Source organism: Avibacterium endocarditidis (assembly GCF_002921145.1).
Taxonomy (GTDB): domain Bacteria; phylum Pseudomonadota; class Gammaproteobacteria; order Enterobacterales; family Pasteurellaceae; genus Avibacterium; species Avibacterium endocarditidis.
In genome coordinates this window covers 17257-37459 of sequence record NZ_PQVI01000085.1, presented here as the reverse complement: position 1 = coordinate 37459, position 20203 = coordinate 17257, and the positions used below count along the sequence as shown (strand labels likewise).

Annotated in this window: 13 protein-coding genes and 5 pseudogenes (1 of these 18 cut by a window edge); 11 read left to right on the top strand and 7 right to left on the bottom strand. The window is 42.8% G+C overall.

All coding sequences use genetic code 11. The features are described 5' to 3' along the window. Nucleotides 1-700 (bottom strand): annotated as a pseudogene (locus C3Z13_RS06780) (glutathione peroxidase); it reaches 40 nt to the left of the window's first position. A gap of 132 nt (nucleotides 701-832) precedes the next feature. Here C3Z13_RS06780 and oxyR point away from each other — a divergent pair. Both oxyR and fabR read left to right on the top strand, forming a co-directional pair. Continuing rightward, nucleotides 833-1732, top strand: a complete 900-nt coding sequence (oxyR, locus tag C3Z13_RS06775) for a DNA-binding transcriptional regulator OxyR (protein ID WP_103855421.1) — start codon at nucleotides 833-835, stop codon at nucleotides 1730-1732. Between the two features lie 9 nt (nucleotides 1733-1741). Continuing rightward, nucleotides 1742-2361: pseudogene (gene fabR / locus C3Z13_RS06770) on the top strand (HTH-type transcriptional repressor FabR). 43 nt (nucleotides 2362-2404) lie between these two features. Here the strand turns inward: fabR and def are convergent. After that, nucleotides 2405-2944 (bottom strand): peptide deformylase, encoded by a 540-nt coding sequence (gene def, locus C3Z13_RS06765; protein ID WP_103855419.1) that lies wholly within the window; start codon nucleotides 2942-2944, stop codon nucleotides 2405-2407. 152 nt (nucleotides 2945-3096) lie between these two features. Here def and C3Z13_RS12315 point away from each other — a divergent pair, with 152 nt between their 5' ends. Genes C3Z13_RS12315 through C3Z13_RS06755 form a run of 3 tightly spaced genes read left to right on the top strand, consistent with a single transcriptional unit; the run spans nucleotide 3097 to nucleotide 5679 of the window. Continuing rightward, entirely contained in the window at nucleotides 3097-4047 is a 951-nt protein-coding gene (locus tag C3Z13_RS12315; RefSeq protein WP_245872581.1) for a CBS domain-containing protein, read from the top strand. Between the two features lie 43 nt (nucleotides 4048-4090). After that, a complete protein-coding gene (locus C3Z13_RS12310) occupies nucleotides 4091-4963 on the top strand; it encodes a DUF294 nucleotidyltransferase-like domain-containing protein (protein WP_245872580.1) in 873 nt (290 codons plus the stop codon). Then, nucleotides 4960-5679: a 3'-5' exonuclease gene (locus tag C3Z13_RS06755; RefSeq protein ID WP_103855418.1), complete on the top strand. Its 720-nt coding sequence runs from the start codon at nucleotides 4960-4962 to the stop codon at nucleotides 5677-5679. The genes C3Z13_RS12310 and C3Z13_RS06755 overlap by 4 nt, the downstream gene beginning before the upstream one ends. Before the next feature lie 38 nt (nucleotides 5680-5717). Here C3Z13_RS06755 and C3Z13_RS06750 read toward each other — a convergent pair whose 3' ends face one another. Together C3Z13_RS06750 and serB are read right to left on the bottom strand one after the other, a co-directional pair. Then, nucleotides 5718-6209, bottom strand: coding sequence for a YajQ family cyclic di-GMP-binding protein (locus C3Z13_RS06750; protein WP_103855417.1), 492 nt, complete (start codon nucleotides 6207-6209; stop codon nucleotides 5718-5720). 2 nt (nucleotides 6210-6211) lie between these two features. Next, complete coding sequence (gene serB / locus C3Z13_RS06745) at nucleotides 6212-7171, bottom strand: phosphoserine phosphatase (protein ID WP_103855416.1); 960 nt, start codon at nucleotides 7169-7171, stop codon at nucleotides 6212-6214. 113 nt (nucleotides 7172-7284) lie between these two features. Here serB and C3Z13_RS06740 point away from each other — a divergent pair, with 113 nt between their 5' ends. Continuing rightward, a complete protein-coding gene (locus C3Z13_RS06740; protein ID WP_103855415.1) occupies nucleotides 7285-7974 on the top strand; it encodes a YtjB family periplasmic protein in 690 nt (229 codons plus the stop codon). A 54-nt stretch (nucleotides 7975-8028) separates the two neighbouring features. On the opposite strand, the gene rpsT is transcribed toward C3Z13_RS06740, so the two are convergent. Continuing rightward, nucleotides 8029-8292, bottom strand: coding sequence for a 30S ribosomal protein S20 (gene rpsT / locus C3Z13_RS06735; protein WP_017805402.1), 264 nt, complete (start codon nucleotides 8290-8292; stop codon nucleotides 8029-8031). 277 nt (nucleotides 8293-8569) lie between these two features. Between rpsT and murJ the strand changes: the two are divergent. From murJ to ppx, 5 genes and pseudogenes are all read left to right on the top strand, one after another. Continuing rightward, nucleotides 8570-10140, top strand: a pseudogene (gene murJ, locus C3Z13_RS06725) (murein biosynthesis integral membrane protein MurJ). Between the two features lie 83 nt (nucleotides 10141-10223). Next, nucleotides 10224-11955, top strand: a pseudogene (tamA, locus tag C3Z13_RS06720) (autotransporter assembly complex protein TamA). Nucleotides 11956-11964: 9 nt separating this feature from the next. After that, entirely contained in the window at nucleotides 11965-13200 is a 1236-nt protein-coding gene (locus tag C3Z13_RS12870) for a translocation/assembly module TamB domain-containing protein (RefSeq protein ID WP_342750352.1), read from the top strand. Between the two features lie 85 nt (nucleotides 13201-13285). Continuing rightward, the gene (gene tamB / locus C3Z13_RS06715) at nucleotides 13286-15952 is read left to right on the top strand and encodes an autotransporter assembly complex protein TamB (RefSeq protein WP_342750351.1); all 2667 of its coding nucleotides are present in this window, start codon (nucleotides 13286-13288) and stop codon (nucleotides 15950-15952) included. Nucleotides 15953-15961: 9 nt separating this feature from the next. After that, nucleotides 15962-17508 (top strand): annotated as a pseudogene (ppx, locus tag C3Z13_RS06710) (exopolyphosphatase). Between the two features lie 142 nt (nucleotides 17509-17650). Here the strand turns inward: ppx and C3Z13_RS06705 are convergent. Together C3Z13_RS06705 and glmU are read right to left on the bottom strand one after the other, a co-directional pair. Then, nucleotides 17651-18562, bottom strand: coding sequence for a mechanosensitive ion channel family protein (locus tag C3Z13_RS06705; RefSeq protein ID WP_103855414.1), 912 nt, complete (start codon nucleotides 18560-18562; stop codon nucleotides 17651-17653). A gap of 193 nt (nucleotides 18563-18755) precedes the next feature. Further along, nucleotides 18756-20126, bottom strand: coding sequence for a bifunctional UDP-N-acetylglucosamine diphosphorylase/glucosamine-1-phosphate N-acetyltransferase GlmU (glmU, locus tag C3Z13_RS06700; RefSeq protein ID WP_103855413.1), 1371 nt, complete (start codon nucleotides 20124-20126; stop codon nucleotides 18756-18758). Between the last annotated feature and the right edge of the window lie 77 nt (nucleotides 20127-20203).

Sequence of the window (20203 nt, the reverse complement as noted above, 5' to 3'; positions counted from 1 at the left end):
TTCCACCGATGTACTCCCCACCGATGAATACTTGTGGCACGCTGGTTTTACCCGTGATCGCACGCACAGAGATGGTGCTTGCATCGCGGCCTAATACGATTTCTTCAAAGGTGTAACCTTTCACTTTTAATAAACCTTTTGCTTTTGCACAGAATGGGCAACCCGGTTTAGTGAAGATAGACACTGAAGGTTTTGCTTGCCAATCAGGTTTTAAATATTTGATCATTGTATCTGCATCAGACACTTTGAACGGATCGCCCGGCTCGTTTGGCTCGATGAACATTTTTTCCACCACACCGTTGCGCACAAGCATTGAATAACGCCAAGAACGTTTACCAAAGCCAAGGTCATCTTTATCAACAAGCATACCTATACCTTCAGTAAATTCACCGTTACCATCTGGGATTACTGTGATGTTTTCTGCTTCTTGATCTGCTTTCCACGCGTTCATTACGAAAGTGTCATTTACAGATAAACAGATAATATCATCCACACCTAAGGCTTTGAATTCGCACGCTAATTCGTTATAACGTGGTAAGTGTGTTGATGAACAAGTTGGGGTAAATGCACCTGGTAATGAAAATAACACAACCGTTTTGTTATCAAATAACTCTGAAGTGGTTACATCAACCCATTGATCGCCTTGACGAGTATGGAATGTTACTTGAGGAACTTTTTTTCCTTCCATTGTTGCTGTCATAATCTTTCTCCTATTGCGATTAAAATAATGATTTCTTATTGACGGGGTTGAATTATAGTGAAAATCGTGATATAGTTACAAACGATTAATACCTATCCTTTTAATTGATTCTTTCTATAATGAGAGGAAATAATGAATATCCGAGATTTAGAATATTTAGTCGCACTGGCTGAACACAAGCATTTCCGCCGTGCCGCCGATGCGTGCCACGTTAGCCAGCCTACCTTAAGTGGACAAATTCGCAAACTGGAAGACGAACTGGGCATTATTTTATTAGAACGCACCAGCCGTAAAGTGCTGTTTACCCAATCGGGATTATTACTCGTGGATCAAGCTCGCACCGTGTTGCGTGAAGTAAAATTACTCAAAGAAATGGCAAGCAATCAAGGTAAAGAAATGACTGGGCCATTGCATATTGGAATGATCCCAACCCTTGGGCCTTATCTGCTGCCTTATATTATGCCTGCGCTAAAACAAGCTTTTCCTGATTTAGAGCTATTTTTATATGAAGCGCAAACTCATCAACTGTTAGAGCAATTGGAAAGTGGACGTTTAGATTGCGCTATTCTTGCCACCGTGCCAGAAACCGAAGCCTTTATTGAAGTGCCATTATTTAAAGAAAAAATGTTGCTTGCGATTTCCCAAGAGCATCCTTGGGCAAAAGAGAACAGTATTCCAATGGACAAACTCAAAGGCTGTGAAATGCTAATGCTTGATGACGGCCATTGCTTGCGCGATCAAGCGCTGGGCTATTGTTTCACCGCTGGGGCAAAGGAAAATCCCCATTTCCAAGCCACCAGCCTTGAAACCTTACGCAATATGGTTTCCGCCAACGCAGGAATAACCTTAATGCCAGAGCTTGCGGTGTTAAACGAAGGCAATCGCACAGGGGTAAAATACCTCCCTTGTGTGCCAGAACCCTCACGCACCGTGGCACTAATTTACCGCCCTGGTTCTCCATTAAGAATGCGTTATGAACGGGTGGCAAACACCATTAGCAATATCATCACCCCGATCCTTCAACAAAAATAAGAGGGCAAAATGGCAGGCGTTCGTGCAATTCAAAAGAAAAAACCAGACGCGCGTTGATCAGTGCAGCGTTTAATCAGCTCAGTGCGGAGAAAAGTTTTTCCAATCTGAGCTTACGTGAAGTGGCAAGAGAAGCGGGCATCGCGCCTACCTCCTTTTATCGCCATTTTCGTGATATGGACGAACTCGGCTTAGAAATGGTGGACGAAGCCGGCCTAATGCTGCGCCAATTAATGCGCCAAGCACGCAAACGGTTGGAAAATGGCGGTAGCGTTATCGTGATCTCAGTGAATACGTTTTTTGAATTTATCACCCACAGCACCAATGTTTTCCGCCTATTATTGCGTGAAAGCTCCGGCACATCGCACGCGTTCCGTACTGCCGCCGCACGGGAAATTAAGCATTTTATTGACGAACTGGCAGAATATATTGCCGAACGCAATGGCTATTCCCGCCACATTGCTTATATTCAAGCAGAGGGCATTGTTACACTTGTGTTCACCGCTGGTGCGAATGCGTTGGATATGAATAAGGAAGAACGTGAGTTGCTTAAAGAACGGGTGATTTTACAACTGCGAATGCTCGCTAAAGGGGCGGCCTACGCCGCCCAAAAGGAAAAGCCCCTAAAATAAAGTGCGGTGTTTTTTTCGTAAATTTTTCTCATAAAAAACCTGCTTAAACGCAGGTTTTCTTTCTAATGGTAAAAATTAGGCTTTTTGTAGCTGTTTTTAACTTAGTGAGTTTGTCTTTCATACGCTGACGCTTAAGCGGAGAAAGATAATCCGCAAAGACAATGCCATTTAAGTGATCAATTTCGTGTTGGATACAGATCGCTAATAAGCCATCAGCGTTAAGTAAAAAATCTTTACCATTTTTGTCCAAGGCACGCACGGTTAGCTTTTCTTTACGCGGTACAAAGCCATTCATTCCGGGCAAAGACAAACAGCCTTCTTCAATGCCTGTTTCGCCAGAACTTTCGATAATTTCAGGGTTAATTAGCACAATTTGATTTTCTTTCGTACCTTCAATGTCGATCACAATCAAACGGCGATGTACATCAACTTGGGTTGCTGCCAAGCCAATGCCCTGCTCGTGATACATTGTTTCAAACATATTATCAATCAAAGTGTGTAATTCTTCATCAAATTTTTCCACCGGCTGCGCCACCGTTTTAAGGCGCTCATCGGGGTAAATCAACACATCAAGTAATGCCATAAATTCATTATTCCTTTGCTAAAAAAGTCGGCATAGTTTAACGATTTTCAGGAAAAACGCCAAGAAAAATGACCGCACTTTGCTTTTTAGGCTTTCATTCCGTAAAGATAAAGTTATACTAAACCCTAGCCGATCTTCAAAAGGTGGAATAAATGGATACATCTCTCATTCCGAATATTGAGCTTTTTATTGCGACACTTTTCCCTTTTAATCAGCTCCCTTCTTCTTTGGTACAACGCATAGCAAGTCAGATTATGATTCGTTATATCCCTAAAGGGGAAGCGGTAATTGACGAACAAAGTGCGGTAGATTTTCTTTACATTATTCGTATTGGTGAAGTTGAACAAATTCATCAAGACGGTGAACTGCGGGCTAAGTTAGAACAAGGGGATATTTTCGGTTTCAGTATTTTTTCACCGCACGAAAAAGAAAAATATTGTGCTTATGCTTTAGAAAATAGTTTGATTTATCAAATTCCCTATCCTTGCTTAAGTAAAATATTGCAAGAATATCCTGAGTATGCTGCTTACTTTTCTCCCCGAACTAGCACAAGATTAACTAGTATTGCGCGCAGTGCAAATCTCAAGAATGATGATAATATTTTTATGAAAAAAGCTATTGAAGTAGCTAACCCTAAAGTCGCCCTTGTTGATGTAAACAGCACCATTCAACAAACAGCGCAAGAAATGCAAAAGCAGCGCCGTTCTTCCGCCTTAGTGCTGGAAAATGGAAAATTAATCGGGATCGTCAATGATCGAGATATGACTAAAAAAGTGGTCGCTATGGGGTTAGATATTCATCAATCTATTCGCCAAATTATGACTCCAAATCCTCCAACGATTGCGCCTTCCGACTTAATTCTTGATGCGGTGTCTTTGATGATGCAACACAATATTCGCAGTTTACCTATTGTCATCGATCAGCAAATTTTAGGGATTTTAACCGCAACCGATTTGGTGAGATATAACAGTATTCAATCAATTTTTATCATTAATCGCATTTTTCAAGCTAATACGTTACCCTTACTGATTGAAGTAGCGCAGCAACAAAAACCTTGTTTATCGCGCTTATGCAAAACGGCACGCCTTATAACACCATTATGAAAGTGATGACCTTAATCGCAGATGCCTTTAACCGAAATTATTGATGATGGCAGAGCATCAATTTGGCAAACCACCTTGTGCTTATGCGTGGGGGGTATCTGGCTCTCAGGCTCGTTATGAAATGCACTTATTATCAGATCAGGATAATTTCATTATTACCGAGCGATCGCTCAATGAAACGGAACAAGCCTATTTTGCTCAACTTGCCGAGTTTGTTAGTCGAGGCTTAGATTTGTGCGGTTATGCTTATTGTTCGGGAAACTTTATGGCCTCAAACCCCAAATGGTGCATTTCATTAACGCAATGGAAGGAAAATTTTAATCAATGGGTTCGTACTCCTGAATTAGAGAGCCTATTAAATACCAGCGTGTTAATGGATATGCGTGCACTTTATGGTGAAACGAATTTAGTTGAACAATTACAAGATCACATTACAGAATTAGTAAAGAATAATAAACGTTTTTTATCATTTTTAGTCGCAAATTCAACGAAAATCACCCCACCTTTGAGCATTTTCCGTAATTTTGTTCTGATTAAAGAAGGGGAAAATAAAAATAAACTCAATTTAAAAAAACGTGCTATTAGTTTACTGGTTGATCTTGGGCGTATCTACGCCTTGGCGGCGGGAATTTCCAATGCACTTTCTAGGGAGCAACGTTTTATTCGCTGCCAAGAATTAGCCTTGATTGACAAAACCACGCTAGATAATGCGCTAGGCGCTTACGAATGCGTGTGTGATATTCGTTTTAAATATCAACGAATTTCTCTGCAAAATCAGCAGCCGATCAGCAATCATATTGATCCCAGTGAGCTCACCACCTTTGAACGGCAGCATTTAAAAGATGTATTCCGTTTAATTGCACAATTCCAAGAAGCCGCCCAGCTTCGCTTTTCACAAAGAGGAATGATGCGATGAAAGGATTTTCTCAATTTTTTCAGCGTTTTCACCCTCTCAGCAAATTGCAACACACACGGCAACAATATTTAATGCACAAAGATTGCCCTGCTATTTTACAGCCTTTACTCCAATTTCCTTGCCCTAATATTGAAGATGAACTTGAAAAACTCGCTTACCTTGTGATCGATTTTGAAACCACTGGGCTTAATTCAATGATCGACAATATTTTAAGTATTGCAGCACTGCCAATTGATCACCTCCGCTTAGATCTCTCCCAAGCTTGGCATTTATTTATTGATGAACCTCAAGTCAATCCTGAAACGGTCGTAGTTAATCATATTTTGCCGCAAATGCTCAATGGTGCCGAACAACTCGATGAGGCGATGCACAAACTTTTTAGCCTAATGGCTGGACGAATTGTCATTGCCCACGGAGCCAATATTGAAAAGCGTTTTATTCAGCATTATCTTGCCACCCGCTATCAGATCACGCATTTTCCCCTCATTTGGCTAGACACATTAAAAATTGAGCGATCTTTTATGTCGCCACATACAAATGTCAGCCCCAATTATCAGCTCGCGACTATTCGCAAAAATTATAGCTTGCCTGATTACATCAACCATAACGCCTTAATTGACGCCATCGCCACAGGAGAACTATTTTTAGCACAGATATATAAACTTTTTGGTTCGCAAACGAAATATTTTGGCGAAGTCTATAAACGTTCTCTATAAAAAAAGCGGCTAATTTGCCGCTTTAGATAAGGTATTGGTTAATCTCTAAAATTATTAAACTGGAACGGCTGCCCTAATTCCGCATTTTTCACCAGTTGGATCACCGCTTGCAAGTCATCACGGGATTTTCCTGTTACGCGCACTTGATCCCCTTGAATTTGAGTTTGCACTTTGAGTTTGGATTCTTTGATCAACTTGGTAAGTCTTTTCGCCATATCCGTTTCGATACCTTGTTTCAGCTTAATTTCTTTGCTGAAGGTTTTACCGCTGTGTTCATATTCTGTTGGAATATCCAATGACGCAGAATCAATACCACGCTTAATGCACGCATTACGCAAAATATCCACCAGCTGTTCCACTTGGAAATCGGACTCACTGGCCACTTTAATGGTTTCGTTTTTTTCGTTTAATTCGATAGAAGAAGGCACGTTGCGGAAATCCCAACGGTTAGCTAAATCACGGTTGGCATTTTCCACGGCGTTACGCACTTCGTGCGCGTCTAATTCAGAAACAATATCAAATGAAGGCATAATTACTCCTCGTTTTTCATTATTCGGTCATTCGCACCTAAAATACATAATAGTGCGGTTAAGTCGGCAAAGTTTACCACAATTTGTGCCTGTTGTTGCACTTTCGGCTTGGCGTGGAATGCCACACCGAGATTAGCGACTTTCATCATTGGCAAATCATTGGCGCCATCACCAATGGCAACGGTGTTTTCCATTGGAATATGATATTGTTCGCTCAATTGACGCAACGTATTCGCTTTATATTGCGCGTCCACCACCGCACCTTGTACTTCACCAGTCAAAATGCCGTCCACAATCTCAAATTGATTGGAAACCGCCGCATCAAGCCCTAATTCTGCTTTTAAATAATCCGCAAAATAAGTAAACCCACCTGACGCAATGGCGGTTCGCCAGCCGTATTTCTGCAAGCCTTGAATGGTTTCCACTAAACCTGAAGTCAGCGGCAATTTTTCTCGCACTTGTTGCAAGATATTTTCCGGCGCGCCTTTTAGGGTTGCCACGCGGCGGCGCAGGCTTTGCTCAAAATCTAACTCTCCGCGCATGGCTTGCTCGGTGATTTCAGACACCAACTCACCTGTGCCAGCCAATTTCGCAATTTCATCAATACATTCAATTTGAATGGCAGTGGAATCCATATCCATCACTAGCAAGCCTTTTTTCTGCAAACGAGCGGAAAAATTGAGCAGCGCAATATCCACTTCTAATTGATGAGCATATTCTTGCCACTGTGCTTGCCAATTGCCTTGCAACAGCACCGCAAGGTTGCGGGCTTCAATCCAATAGTCAAAAAGCGTGAAATTTTCACCGCACTTTTGCTGAAATAGCTGCAATTTGGCCAAATCTAAGCTTTCGCCATAAAGCAAAAAATAATCCTGTCCTGCGGCAAGGGATTGCATCTGCTGCAGTGGGCAAGGCAGGCTTGGATACTGTTGTTGTAATTGCTTGAGATTTTGTGTTTGCATAGAAAATCCTGTAAATTATCGGCATTTTTACGATTTATTGTGCCGTGAACGCATAAATAGACTAAAATAACGCCTTATTCTAGCCTATTTTGCGAAATCTTGGGGAAAATAACGTGCAACTCATCAAAGAAAAAGCACTGAAAATCACGATGATTGTTATCATAATCTTATTTTGCCTTGGCATAATGGGCGTGATTTTATTCGGTGTGCAACAATTTAAACTGGGATCACAATTAGCCAGTGTCAATCAAGTAACGAATCTTTCCCATTTATTAGTGCGTCAGCAAGCCAATTTATTTTCAATGTTATTGATTAATAATGCAAAATCAGAACAGTTGACAGAAAACTTAGATAATTTTGTGAAAGAGGATTTTATCCTTGATGCATCGGTTTATTCTAATCGAGGTGAGCTGTTAGCACAAAGTTCCAATGCTTCATTATTACGTCTTCAATTAGGGCTTGATCAGCCCGTGGCAAAAGAAATCATCAATCAACAAATTGTTGAACCAATTTATTCTTCTGACGGCGTGGAAGGTTTTTTGCGCGTAACCTTTAATAATAAGTATGGACAAACCACGCAAAGTAAAATCAATCTGATTTTTAACCGTCTTTACGGTGAGATCATTATCGTGTTTCTTACGGGAACATTATTTGCCAGCTCCATTCATTATTTTTTAAGCCGTTATCGCCGAGTGAAACACAAACAACTTGAGCTTTCCCAGCCTGTTAAAAAGAAACAACCTCAAACAGCCAGTCGTTTAACCTATCACAGCAGACGCAGACGATTTAAAAATAAATCATAAAAAAACCGCACTTTTAAAGTGCGGTTTTATTTTTCTGAATTTTTTAATCTGAAATTACGCTAATTTTTTGATTTGAGCAGATAATTTAGATTTGTGGTTCGCTGCTTTGTTTTTGTGGATTAAGCCTTTAGATGCCATACGATCCACAACTTTTTGCATTTCTACGAAAGCGGCTTCAGCCACAGCTTTTTCACCTGCTGCTACAGCGGCGTAAACTTTTTTAATGTAAGTACGCATCATAGAGCGTTGGCTTGCATTGTGTTGGCGGCGTTTTTCTGATTGAACCGCGCGTTTTTTAGCTGACTTGATATTAGCCAAGGTCAAACTCCTAAAAATTTCTGTTAGTTTATGAGATAAATAAAGGCGTAAACTATGCCTTTCCGTTCCATAATTGTCAATAAACAATTAGCAAAATTTAGCTTGATTACTCGGTGAGACACAACCGAAAGTCTGCATCGTTCGCTGAAAATGCGGCTTTCAATGTAGCCCACCCAAACGATGTGGGCGAATTTTATCAGTTTTTTTGCCTAGAATATAGCTTAAAAACAAAATTTCTATACAATTAAGCCAAATTTTTCTTGATGAGAAAGCTATTTTGAGTAAACGATTATTAAAATCTGGCATTATTGTCAGTGCAATGACTTTATTATCGCGCGTACTTGGACTGGTGCGCGATGTGATTATCGCACAAATCATCGGCGCGGGGTTAAGTGCTGATGTGTTCTTGTTTGCCAACCGTATTCCTAATTTTTTACGCCGTTTATTTGCTGAAGGCGCATTTTCTCAAGCCTTTGTACCCGTTTTGGCAGAATACCAAAAAGCCGGCGATCTCAACAAAACCCAGCAATTTATCAGCAAAGTTTCCGGGACATTAGGCGGATTAGTCACTATCGTTACTGTCTTTGCGATGATTTTCTCCCCTGTGGTTGCCGCCATTTTCGGTACGGGCTGGTTTATTGATTGGCTTAATGATGGGGTAAACGGCGTGAAGTTTGAACAAGCCTCGCTGTTACTCAAAATCACCTTTCCTTATTTATGGTTTATTACCTTTGTTGCGCTGTCTGGGGCGATTTTAAACACGCTCGGCAAATTTGGTGTGATGGCATTTTCGCCTGTGTTACTCAATATTGCGATGATTTGCACCGCACTTTTTCTTGCGCCCTACACATCAAGCCCTGATCTTGCCCTTGCTATTGGGATCTTTATTGGCGGTTTGTTGCAATTTTTATTTCAGTTGCCTTTCTTAAAGCAAGCTGGCTTGTTGGTGAAACCAAAATGGGCGTGGAATGATGCAGGGGTAAAAAAATCCGCACGCTGATGATCCCTGCCTTATTCGGAGTTTCCGTGAGCCAAATCAATTTACTGCTGGATACCTTTATTGCCAGTTTCTTGATGACAGGCTCGATCAGCTGGCTTTATTATTCTGACCGTTTGCTCGAATTTCCCCTTGGCTTATTTGGTATCGCCATTTCTACCGTGATCTTACCAACACTGGCACGCCATCACGTTAATCGCACAGATAATGCCGAACAAAGTGCGGTGGATTTTCGCAACACAATGGATTGGGGCGTGCGAATGATTTTATTACTCGGCGTGCCAGCGATGATCGGCATCGGCGTGCTTGCCCAACCGATGTTGTTAGTGCTATTTATGCGGGGTCAATTCCTCTTTTCTGATGTGCAAGCTGCTTCCTATTCCCTGCTTGCCTTTAATGCGGGGCTGTTGAGCTTTATGCTGATTAAAATTCTCGCCAATGGTTACTATGCCCGCCAAGACACCAAAACTCCCGTGAAAATCGGCATTATCGCAATGGTGAGCAATATGGCATTTAACCTGCTTGCCATTCCGTTTAGCTATGTGGGGCTTGCCATTGCTTCGGCGATGTCTGCCACCTTAAACGCCTATTTGCTCTACCGTGGGCTGGCGCAGGCAAATATTTATCATTTTAGTAAACAAAGTGCAGTGTTTTTTGTCAAAGTTTTGATAGCAGGGCTAGCAATGGGCGCTGTGATTTGGCACTATTGCCCAACATTAGAAAGCTGGCAACAAATGACATTTATCACTCGCATTCACTGGCTGGCTTGGCTTATTGCCCTTGCAGCATTGATTTATGGCGGCACATTATTGCTTTTAGGCATTCGCAAACGCCATTTATTACATTCATAAAAATACGAAAAAAGCACCGCACGAACCAAGGTTCAGCGAAATGGGAACAGTATGAAATTATTGCAACAAAAAAACGCCATTTATTGCTTTATGCAAGCCTACTTACCGCTTGGAGTTTAAGCAGTATCAATAGTTATGCCGAACATACCGTGGATCTCAAAGTCATTGGGGTAAAAGGAGTAAAAGCCATTGAAAATGTGGATATTTACACCAAGATGATCGATCCTGAAGAAGCGGACGGCTCAGATCGCTATCAATATATTGTGAGTGAAGCCATCAAAAAAGCCTTGCGTGTTTACGGCTATTACAACATTAAAATTGATTTCCGCCTGCAACCTGCCAAAGGGGGCAAACGCCCTGTACTCATCGCTGATGTCAATGCTGGCAAACCTGTTTTGCTCACAGGAATGGATATTCAAATTCTGGGCCAAGCAAAAGACGATGAAGCCTTCAAAGCGCTAGATAAAAAACTGCCTAAACTTGGCGAATTGCTTTATCACTCCAAATACGAAGATTACAAAAGCGATCTGCAATCCCTTGCTCTGGCACGCGGTTATTTTGATGCAGATTTTGATGTTTCCCAATTATTAGTGCGCCCTTCCACTTATCAAGGCTGGTGGAAAATCACCTTTGATAGCGGCGAACGCTATCGCTTCGGCAAATTCACCTTTCAACGCTCGCAAATTCGTGAAGATTATTTGCGTAATATGATGGAAATTGAAGAAGGACAACCTTATCTCATCAATGATCTTTCCAGTTTTACCAACGATTACACCTCTACCAACTGGTTTAGTTCGGTGTTAGTACAGCCTAACCTTGATGAAGAAAATAAAATCGTTAATGTTGATGTGCTACTCACGCCGCGTAAAAAAAATGCAATGGACGTGGGGATTAGGTTATTCCACCGATGTCGGCCCGCGCTTTCAATGGGGTTGGACAAAGCCTTGGATCAACAGCCGTGGGCATAGTTTCCGCTTTAATCTTTACGCCTCTGCGCCAAAACAAACGGTGGAAGCGGTGTATAAAATGCCACTGTTGAAAAATCCACTGCGTTATTATTATGAATTTTCCACCGGTTACGAACGGGAAAAAACTAACGACACGGAAACTTCATCAGGCACCTTTGCGGCGTTGCGTTATTGGAATCGCGTATCAGGCTGGCAGCACGCACTTGGGTTGCGTGTGCGTTATGATTCCTTCACCCAAGCGAATCACTCTGATCGCACTTGGCTGGTTTATCCTACCGCCTCCATCAGCCGAACCCGCCTAAAAGGGGGATTATTCCCAACTTGGGGCGATGCACAGCGTTTAACCGTGGATTTTGGGCATAAAATCTGGCTTTCTGATGCGAATTTCTTCAAAGTACAAGCGTCCAGCGCGTGGATTCGCACCTTTGCCGATAATCACCGTTTCTTAGTGCGTGGTGAGATCGGTTGGTTACAGACCAAAAATTTAGAGAGAATTCCGCCCGCACTTCGTTTCTTTGCCGGGGGCGATCGTAGCGTGCGCGGTTACGGCTATAAAAAAATCTCACCAAAAAATGCCGAGGGCAAATTGGTGGGTGCAACCCGTCTTGCCACGGGAACATTGGAATATCAATACCAAGTTTATGAAAACTGGTGGCTCGCCACCTTTGCCGACACAGGGCTTGCGGCGAACAGTTTCGATTTAGAAGAACTGCGCTACGGTGCGGGAATGGGCGTACGCTGGGCATCACCTATCGGCGCGGTAAAACTGGATATTGCCACCCCAATTCGAGATAAAGACAACAGCAAAAACGTGCAATTTTATATTGGTTTAGGTTCAGAATTATAGGCAACAACAATGACAAAACAACAGCAAGAGGAACACGCAACGCAATCTCCCCAATCCACAGAGCATCAAGCTCAATCTCCCGTAGTGAAGAAAAAACGCTCACTATGGAAAATACTGCTGTGCTTAAGTGCGGTGATTTTTTTGCCTATTTTTGCCTTGCTCGCCACCCTTGCCACTAGCCAAGGTCAACGTGGACTTATCCAACTGGCAGATAAGTTTATGGACAACCTTTCTATTGAACATGTAGAAGGCGGTTTGCAAAATGGACTAACCCTGCATAAGGTCAAATTTCAGTCAGAAGGCGTGGATACCCAAATTCAGCAAGCCCATTTGCAACTGGATTTATCTTGCTTGCTGAAAGCTAAAGTTTGCCTGCAAGATCTCAGCATTCAACAACCACACATTCATATTGACACGGCAAAGCTGCCGCCTTCGGAAGAAAAGGACAACGATCCTAGCCCAATGAAGAAAATTCATCTGCCTGTGGCGGTGCAAGCAGATAATGTGCAAGTGCAGGATTTAGCTTTAACCATCGATCAAACGCAGATCAATTTAGCCCATTTTTCCACCGCACTTAGCCTAAACAATGAAAACGGTTTTACCCTTGCGCCAACGCAGATTAATGATTTGTTAGTACAAACTTACAGCTCTCCAGAAGAAGACAGAAACGCACAAAAAACGGAAAACAAAGCCGCTCAACCAACAGGGCAAGTCATTGATTGGCAACAATTAGAACAACGCCTTACCCCAGCTTTGCTCGGCAATTTAAACAAAATTGAGCTGCCTTTTGATCTCCATATTACGGATATTCAAGGCAAAAATTGGCAATATCAACAGCATTTCGACAGTGCAAATCAGGCGCAAGATAATGCACAAAATAAGGCACCAAAAACTGAAACCGCGCCTGCCCCTGCACAACAAATTGAGGTGGCCTCTTTGCAAATCAACGCAGATGCCACAGGCAATCAAGTGCAGCTGCACAACCTGAATATCGCCAGTTCAGTGGGAACACTAGCAGGGCAAGGCACAATGCAGCTGGACGAAGATTTCCCCCATTTTCAGTTAAACAGCCAACTGAAAGGCTATGCGCCATTGAATATTCCACAGGGCGATCTCAGCCTACAACTTTCAGGCAAACTGCGCGGGCAAACGCAGCTTCATTTGCAAAGCAAAGGGGATATTAATGCGGAACTGGTGGGCAATGTGGCTCTTAACCAAGAAAAACGCCCTTTGATCTCAAACTAACCAGTAAAAGCTTGCAATATCCTTTTGATAAAAAGAAAAAGATCCGCTGAAAGTACAAAATTTAACGCTCAATCTAACTGGCGATTTGCTGGCTTACCAAGCGCAACTGAATGCTGATGTTTCTGGAATGAGTACGCCAAAAACACAAATTACCAGCCAAATTAACGGCAAACTCTGGCAGGCGAACATCATACAATTTCAGCTTAACACCTTACAAGGCAAAGCGAATTTAAGCGGTGAAGTAAACTGGCAAAAAGGCGTGCAATGGCAAAGTGCGGTGGATTTTTCACAATTAAATATCACTCAATATTTGCCTTCAATGCCTGCTGTGCTGTCTGGTCATTTCAGCTCGCAAGGGCAAGTTGATGGGCAAAATTGGACAATTGACGTCCCTGATTTAGACATTAACGGCACGCTTTCTCGCCAGCCATTAAGCTTAAAAGGTAAGCTTAGCGCAGACAACAACAAATGGCTGCAAGTGCCAAATCTGTTGCTTAATTACGGTGAAAATCACATTGCAATGCAAGGGGAAATCAGCCAGCAATCGGATTTATCCCTTGATATTCACGCACCGAATTTGCGTGGATTGCTGCCTGAACTTTCCGCCACCCTATTTGGCTATGCAAAATTGAAAGGGGACATTCGTGAGCCAAATTTAAATGTGGATTTAACAGGCAACAACATTCGCTTCCAACAATTACAGCTGAATAAATTCGCCATTAAAGGGGATATTCGCTCGCAGAAAGTGATTAGCGGTGATTTAAACGCCAATGTAACAGGTTTGAAATATGCCGATGTGGCAATTAACCAAGCGACCCTTGCGTTATCGGGTGATGAAAAAAATCACCAATTACAGCTGCAATCACAGGGTAAACCAGTGGCAGCCAATTTAAAAATTGCAGGAAATTTCGACCGCTCTTCGCAAATCTGGAAAGGGCAAATTAGCGGTGTGGATATTCAATCCCCAGTGGGAAAATGGCAAACTAATCAAGGCGTTGCGGTAACTTATAATCAAAACAAAATTGAAGCCGCGATTTCCGCACATTGTTGGTTAAACAGCGATATTGAGCTATGTTTCCCCAAAAATTTCACCGCAGGGAAAAACGGCGAAGTGCCATTCCAAGTGCGTAAATTGGATTTAGCTTTAATCAACAAATTATTGGATAAAGAACAGAACCCAACGCAAATCAAAGGGCAATTACAAAGTCAGGGAACGGTGGCGTGGTTTAGTGATAAACCACTTAAGCTCGATGTGCAAGTGGCAGGCAATCATTTATCAGTAGCGCAGAAAATTGATTATCGCACCTTCAACCTTGCTATTCCGAAAGTGGACATTAAAGCCCAAATGGAAAACAACAATCTGAATTTGGATTCCGCCATTGATTTAGTGGAAAATGGCCGAATTACCACTGCACTTAAATTGCAAGATTTGGCGAAATCTCGCACCCTAGGCGGCAACATTAGCATTCAGCACTTAAATCTCAATTTAGCCAAACAACTGCTTTCAAGTGGCGAAAAAATCAATGGCGAAATTGCTGCAAATCTTACCTTAGGCGGCAATCTCAATGCACCGCTTATTCACGGTAATTTTGATGTTAATCGCTTAAGTGCCACAATGAAATCCCTGCCATTCACCATTAAAGACGGCAATTTATCTATGCGTTTTGCCGGCAATCGTTCCACCTTGCAAGGCTATGTGCAAAGCCCTGAAAGCCGTTTAGATATTACTGGCGAAGCGGATTGGAAAGATGTAGAACACTGGAACACGCGTGTGCAAGCCAAAGCGGATCGCTTTAATGTGAATATTCCGTCAATGGCAAAATTAAAAATTAGCCCAAATGTGGAACTCACAGCCAATCCAAAACTGCTTGATATTTCTGGTACGGTAGATATTCCTTGGGCAAGAATTGCCATTGAAGAATTGCCAGACAGCGCCGTTGCCGTAAGCGGTGATGAAGTGATTTTAGACGGCCCAGACAAAACCAAAGTGGGGTTAAAAAACGGTGAAATTAAAGCGCGTACAAAAAGCGGTATGGAAATTCGTTCCGATCTGAAAATTAATATCGGTGATGATGTTACCCTCAACGCTTACGGCTTAAACACCAGCTTAAACGGCTTGCTTTCAGTCAAACAAGACAAAGGCAAACTGGGTTTATTCGGGCAAATTTACTTGAAAAATGGACGCTATGCCGCTTATGGGCAAGACTTGCTAATTCGCAAAGGACAAATCAGTTTTTCTGGCTTGCCATCTCAACCAATGCTGAATATTGAAGCCATTCGCAACCCAACGGCAATGGAAAACAGCAATATTACCGCTGGGGTGAAAGTGATCGGCATTGCCACTGCCCCGCAAGTTACGGTGTTCTCCGATCCTGCTAGCTCGCAAGATGAAGCCCTTTCCTACTTGCTAACAGGGCGTTCGCTAGAAAATAGCGGTGAAGCAGGCTCGGGCGGTTCAATCGGGGCGGCACTGCTTGGAATGGGCTTAGCGAAAAGCGGTAAATTAGTCGGCGGTATCGGCGAAGCCTTTGGTGTGCGAGATCTCAGCCTAGGCACGCAAGGGGTGGGCGACAGTTCCAAAGTTACGGTGAGCGGCAACATTACACCACGCTTACAGCTCAAATACGGCGTAGGCTTATTTGACGGCTTAGCCGAATTTACGGTACGCTACAAATTGTTACCACAACTTTATTTACAATCGGTTTCGGGCGTAAATCAGGCCTTTGACCTACTTTATCACTTTGATTTTTAGGGCAATTTTATGAATAACGAAAACCTTCTAGCCAAAGCCTCTGATTATTTACATCAGCGTGGTGAAGCGCGTGAAATCGCCGCTATTGATTTGGGTTCAAACAGCTTTCATATGATCATCGCCCGCATTATCAATGGCTCAATCCAAGTGCTTTCACGCCTAAAACAGAAAGTGCAACTGGCTGAAGGCTTAGATGAGAACAACCAGCTAAGCCAAGAAGCCATTGCGCGCGGAGTAAATTGTTTAGCGCTTTTTGCAGAACGGCTGCAAGGATTTCCTGCCGAAAATGTCAATGTGGTAGGAACATTTACCCTACGAACCGCGGTAAACAATGAAGCATTTTTACGCCAAGCGGAACAGGTTTTCCCTTACCCAATTAACATTATCAGCGGGCAAATGGAAGCCAAAACCATTTACGCTGGGGTTTCTCACACTCAGCCTGAAACAGGACGAAAATTTGTGGTGGACATTGGCGGTGGCTCGACAGAAATGATCATCGGTGATGATTTTCATCCGCTCATTGCAGAAAGCCGTCATATGGGCTGCGTGAGCTTTGCCAAAAAATTCTTCCCGCAAGGTGAAATTTCTGCCGAAAATTTTCAGCGTGCCAAACAAAGTGCGGTGAATAAAATTGAAGATTTAGCCTTTGAATACCGTAAATTAGGCTGGCAATCGGTGCTGGGTTCATCAGGCACGATCAAAACCGTCTATCAGGTGATTGCGGCAAATCTTGATACTAATGGCATTATCACCGCAGCCCGTTTAGCGCAACTCAGTGAAAAAGTGCTACAAGTCAGCCATTTTGACGATCTGCATTTGGACGGCTTAAACGAAGATCGCGCCGATGTTTTCGTGCCGGGGCTGGCTATTCTCAGCGCGGTATTTGAAGTGTTCGGCATTGAACAAATGCGTTATTCAGACGGCGCATTGCGTGAAGGCGTGATGTACAGCCTAGAAAAAACTTCCAAGTGAGCAATATCCGCCAACGTACCGCTCTTGCCCTTGCCGAACAATTTAACCTTGATATGGCGCAATCTGAGCGAGTCCATCAAAGCACTCAACGCCTTGCCGCACAATACGGCGCTTGGCAAAACAGCCAACTACAAGATGAAATGGTGGACATTCTCCTTTGGGCGGCACGGCTGCACGAAGTGGGCATTGTAATCAATCATAAAGGCTTGCAAAAGCATTCCGCCTACATTCTGCAAAATATGGAGCTACCAGGCTTTGATAAAGAGCAACAACGCCTGCTCACCACCTTGGTACGTTACCAAATCAACAATATTAAACAGGCTGATTTTGCAAAATTTTCTCGTTATGCCGAGCAAGATATTCTCGCCCTTGTGCGTTTGCTGCGCTTAGCCATTTTGCTGAATAAATCACGTCAAGCCAGCGTATGGAGTGAAAAAATTTCACTAAAAATCGACCGCACTTTAGCGCAATGGACAATCCAATTTGAGCCAAGTTATCTGCAAGAAAACCCGTTAGTGAAAAGTGATCTTATCAACGAAAGCAAATGGTTGAAGGAATTAGATTTAGGTTTGAATTTTGATTAATAAAGAACTGAAATGTTGTGAAGCCCCAAACTCTCTAACTAAAACGCCACGTTAATATAATGCTGAAAACGTTTCTAAACAAAAGTGCGGTGAAAAATTTGTGATTTTTTCACCGCACTTTGCTTTTTTGCTGACTAAAAAATTACTTCTGCCCCACTTTCAATTCCGTGTTTTCAGGTAAATGAATATTCATTTGTGGGAATGGGATTTCGATGCCAGCTTGGTCAAAGGCGAGTTTGACTTTTTCCGTAACATCAAAATGCACTGCCCAGTAATCCGCGGTGTTTACCCAAGGGCGAACCACGAGTTGTACGCTGTTTGCGGCGAGTGCGCCCACTGCAATGGTGGGTTCTGGGTCTTTCAACACGCGTGGGTCTTGCGCCAAGATGTTTGCCACAATAGCTTTCGCTTGTTCAATGTTAGATTTGTAGGCAATATCGAAAATAAAGTCGATGCGGCGTGTGGCGTTGCTGGAATAGTTGGTAATGCTGTCGCCAAACACTTTGCCATTAGGAATAAGTACTGTTTTGTTGTCCGCAGTACGCAGTTCAAGCACTAATAAACCGATTTGTTCCACAGCACCTAACACGCCACCTGTTTCAATTAAATCGCCTTTGCGGAAAGGTTTGAAGATTAAAATCATCACACCTGCGGCAAAGTTTTGCAGCGAGTTTTGTAAGGCTAAACCAATCGCTAGACCCGCTGCCCCAATTAATGCGACAAGTGATGTGGTGTTAATGCCAAGCTGTGAAAGTGCGGCGATAATCACCATTAATAGGAATAAGAAATAGCTAATTGACGACACAAAACTGTGCAGCATTTCGTCTTTGGTAGAATGTAACACGGCTTTGCCAAGCAAGCGGCTAAGCAAGCGTGCGATACTTTTACCGATTATATAAATGGCAATCGCAAGCAGAATTTTTGTGCCATAAGGGATCACATAATCATTCAAGAGCGTGTTCATATCCATTGAATGAACCTTTTCAATCAACGCTGAAGTTTGCGCTTGAATATCCACTGTATTTTCAGCGGCTTGAGCATTTTCAGTTGTCATAAACTTTCCTTTCGATCATTAAAAATAAAAACTGCGATAAAATGCACCGCACTTTATCGCAGGGCATCATTGCTTATTATTGATGCGCATTGCATAACGGCATCGCTACTTAGTCAAAAAGATTGGCAAGATGTTCCATTCATTTTCACTTTTGACTAAAAAATCATCATAACCAGCAATGAGAGTAACCACGTTATTTTTTCTCGAGTTTTTCTGGGCGTTTCCAACCTTGGATATTGCGTTGTGGGACGCGTGAGATCACCAGTTCGTTTTCTGCAATATCTTTGGTAACGGTTGTGCCAGCGCCGATGGTTGCGCCTTTGGCGATGGTTACTGGGGCAACCAGTTGGCTGTCTGAACCCACGAACACATCATCACCAATCACGGTTTTGAATTTGTTTACGCCGTCATAGTTACAAGTGATGGTACCTGCGCCAATATTACAATTCGCGCCAATTTCGCTATCGCCCACATAGCTTAGGTGGTTCACTTTCGAGCCTTTGCCAATTTGTGATTTTTTCACTTCGACAAAGTTGCCGATATGGGTTTGTGCGGCAAGCTCTGTACCGGGGCGAAGGCGGGCAAAAGGCCCAATTTTCGCCTCTTCGCCAATCACAGCATCTTCAAATACAGAATAAGGTTTGATTTCTACATCATCGCCAATCACGCAGTTTTTGATCACGCAACCTGCGCCAATTTTGACGCGATTACCCAATTTGACGGCGCCTTCGATAATTACATTCACGTCAATTTCCACATCTTTACCGTGGGTGATTTCACCACGCAAATCAAAACGGTTTGGATCACGCAAACTTACGCCCGCTAGCAATAATTTTTCCGCTTGTTTACGTTGATAATAACGCTCAAGCTCAGCCAGTTGTAAGCGGTTATTTGCGCCTTCAACCTCCATTAAATCTTGCGCTTGCACAGCAGCCACTTTGCAGCCGTCTTGGTTGGCGAATTTAATCACATCGGTCATATAATATTCGCCTTGCGCATTATTATTATCCAATTTTGCTAGCCATTTTCTGAAACTCGCGCCACTGGAAACCATTACGCCGGTATTCACTTCTTGAATGGCTAATTGTTCTGGCGTCGCATCTTTTTGCTCGACAATGGCAACCACATTACCATCTTGACGAATAATCCGCCCGTAGCCTGTCGGATCGTCCAAATGCGCAGTTAATAAGGCAATACCGTTTTCTGGTTTAGCATCAATCAGTTTTTGCAAGGTTTGCGCGGTGATAAGCGGTGCATCGCCATACAGCATTACGATATTTTCATCGTCTGCGAAAAATGGCGCAGCCTGTTGCATTGCGTGTCCTGTACCAAGTTGCACAGGTTGTAGCACCCAGTTTACATTTTCATCGGCAAGGTGTTGTTGTAATAATTCTGCGCCGTGGCCATAAATTAAATGAATATTATCGGCATTGAGCTGTTTGGCTGTATCAATAACGTGCTTAACCATTGGCTTGCCTGCAACTTTATGCAACACTTTTGGCAAGTCGGAATACATTCTTGTGCCTTTGCCCGCGGCCAAAATCACTACGCTTAAATTTTTCATAAAAATCCTTGTTCTGTCGGTTTAAGATAAAAATCTGTCCTATTTTATAATAGAATATCGCCAATTCAAATTTTCTA

Bases quoted from the DNA above. Each gene is read 5' to 3' on its own strand.
- C3Z13_RS12315 (WP_245872581.1), top strand. From the start codon at position 3,097: ATGGATACATCTCTCATTCCGAATATTGAGCTTTTTATTGCGACACTT.
- glmU (WP_103855413.1), bottom strand. From the start codon at position 20,126: ATGAAAAATTTAAGCGTAGTGATTTTGGCCGCGGGCAAAGGCACAAGA.
- C3Z13_RS06750 (WP_103855417.1), bottom strand. From the start codon at position 6,209: ATGCCTTCATTTGATATTGTTTCTGAATTAGACGCGCACGAAGTGCGT.
- oxyR (WP_103855421.1), top strand. From the start codon at position 833: ATGAATATCCGAGATTTAGAATATTTAGTCGCACTGGCTGAACACAAG.
- C3Z13_RS06705 (WP_103855414.1), bottom strand. From the start codon at position 18,562: ATGACAACTGAAAATGCTCAAGCCGCTGAAAATACAGTGGATATTCAA.
- C3Z13_RS12310 (WP_245872580.1), top strand. From the start codon at position 4,091: ATGATGGCAGAGCATCAATTTGGCAAACCACCTTGTGCTTATGCGTGG.
- C3Z13_RS06755 (WP_103855418.1), top strand. From the start codon at position 4,960: ATGAAAGGATTTTCTCAATTTTTTCAGCGTTTTCACCCTCTCAGCAAA.
- def (WP_103855419.1), bottom strand. From the start codon at position 2,944: ATGGCATTACTTGATGTGTTGATTTACCCCGATGAGCGCCTTAAAACG.
- serB (WP_103855416.1), bottom strand. From the start codon at position 7,171: ATGCAAACACAAAATCTCAAGCAATTACAACAACAGTATCCAAGCCTG.
- C3Z13_RS12870 (WP_342750352.1), top strand. From the start codon at position 11,965: ATGACAAAACAACAGCAAGAGGAACACGCAACGCAATCTCCCCAATCC.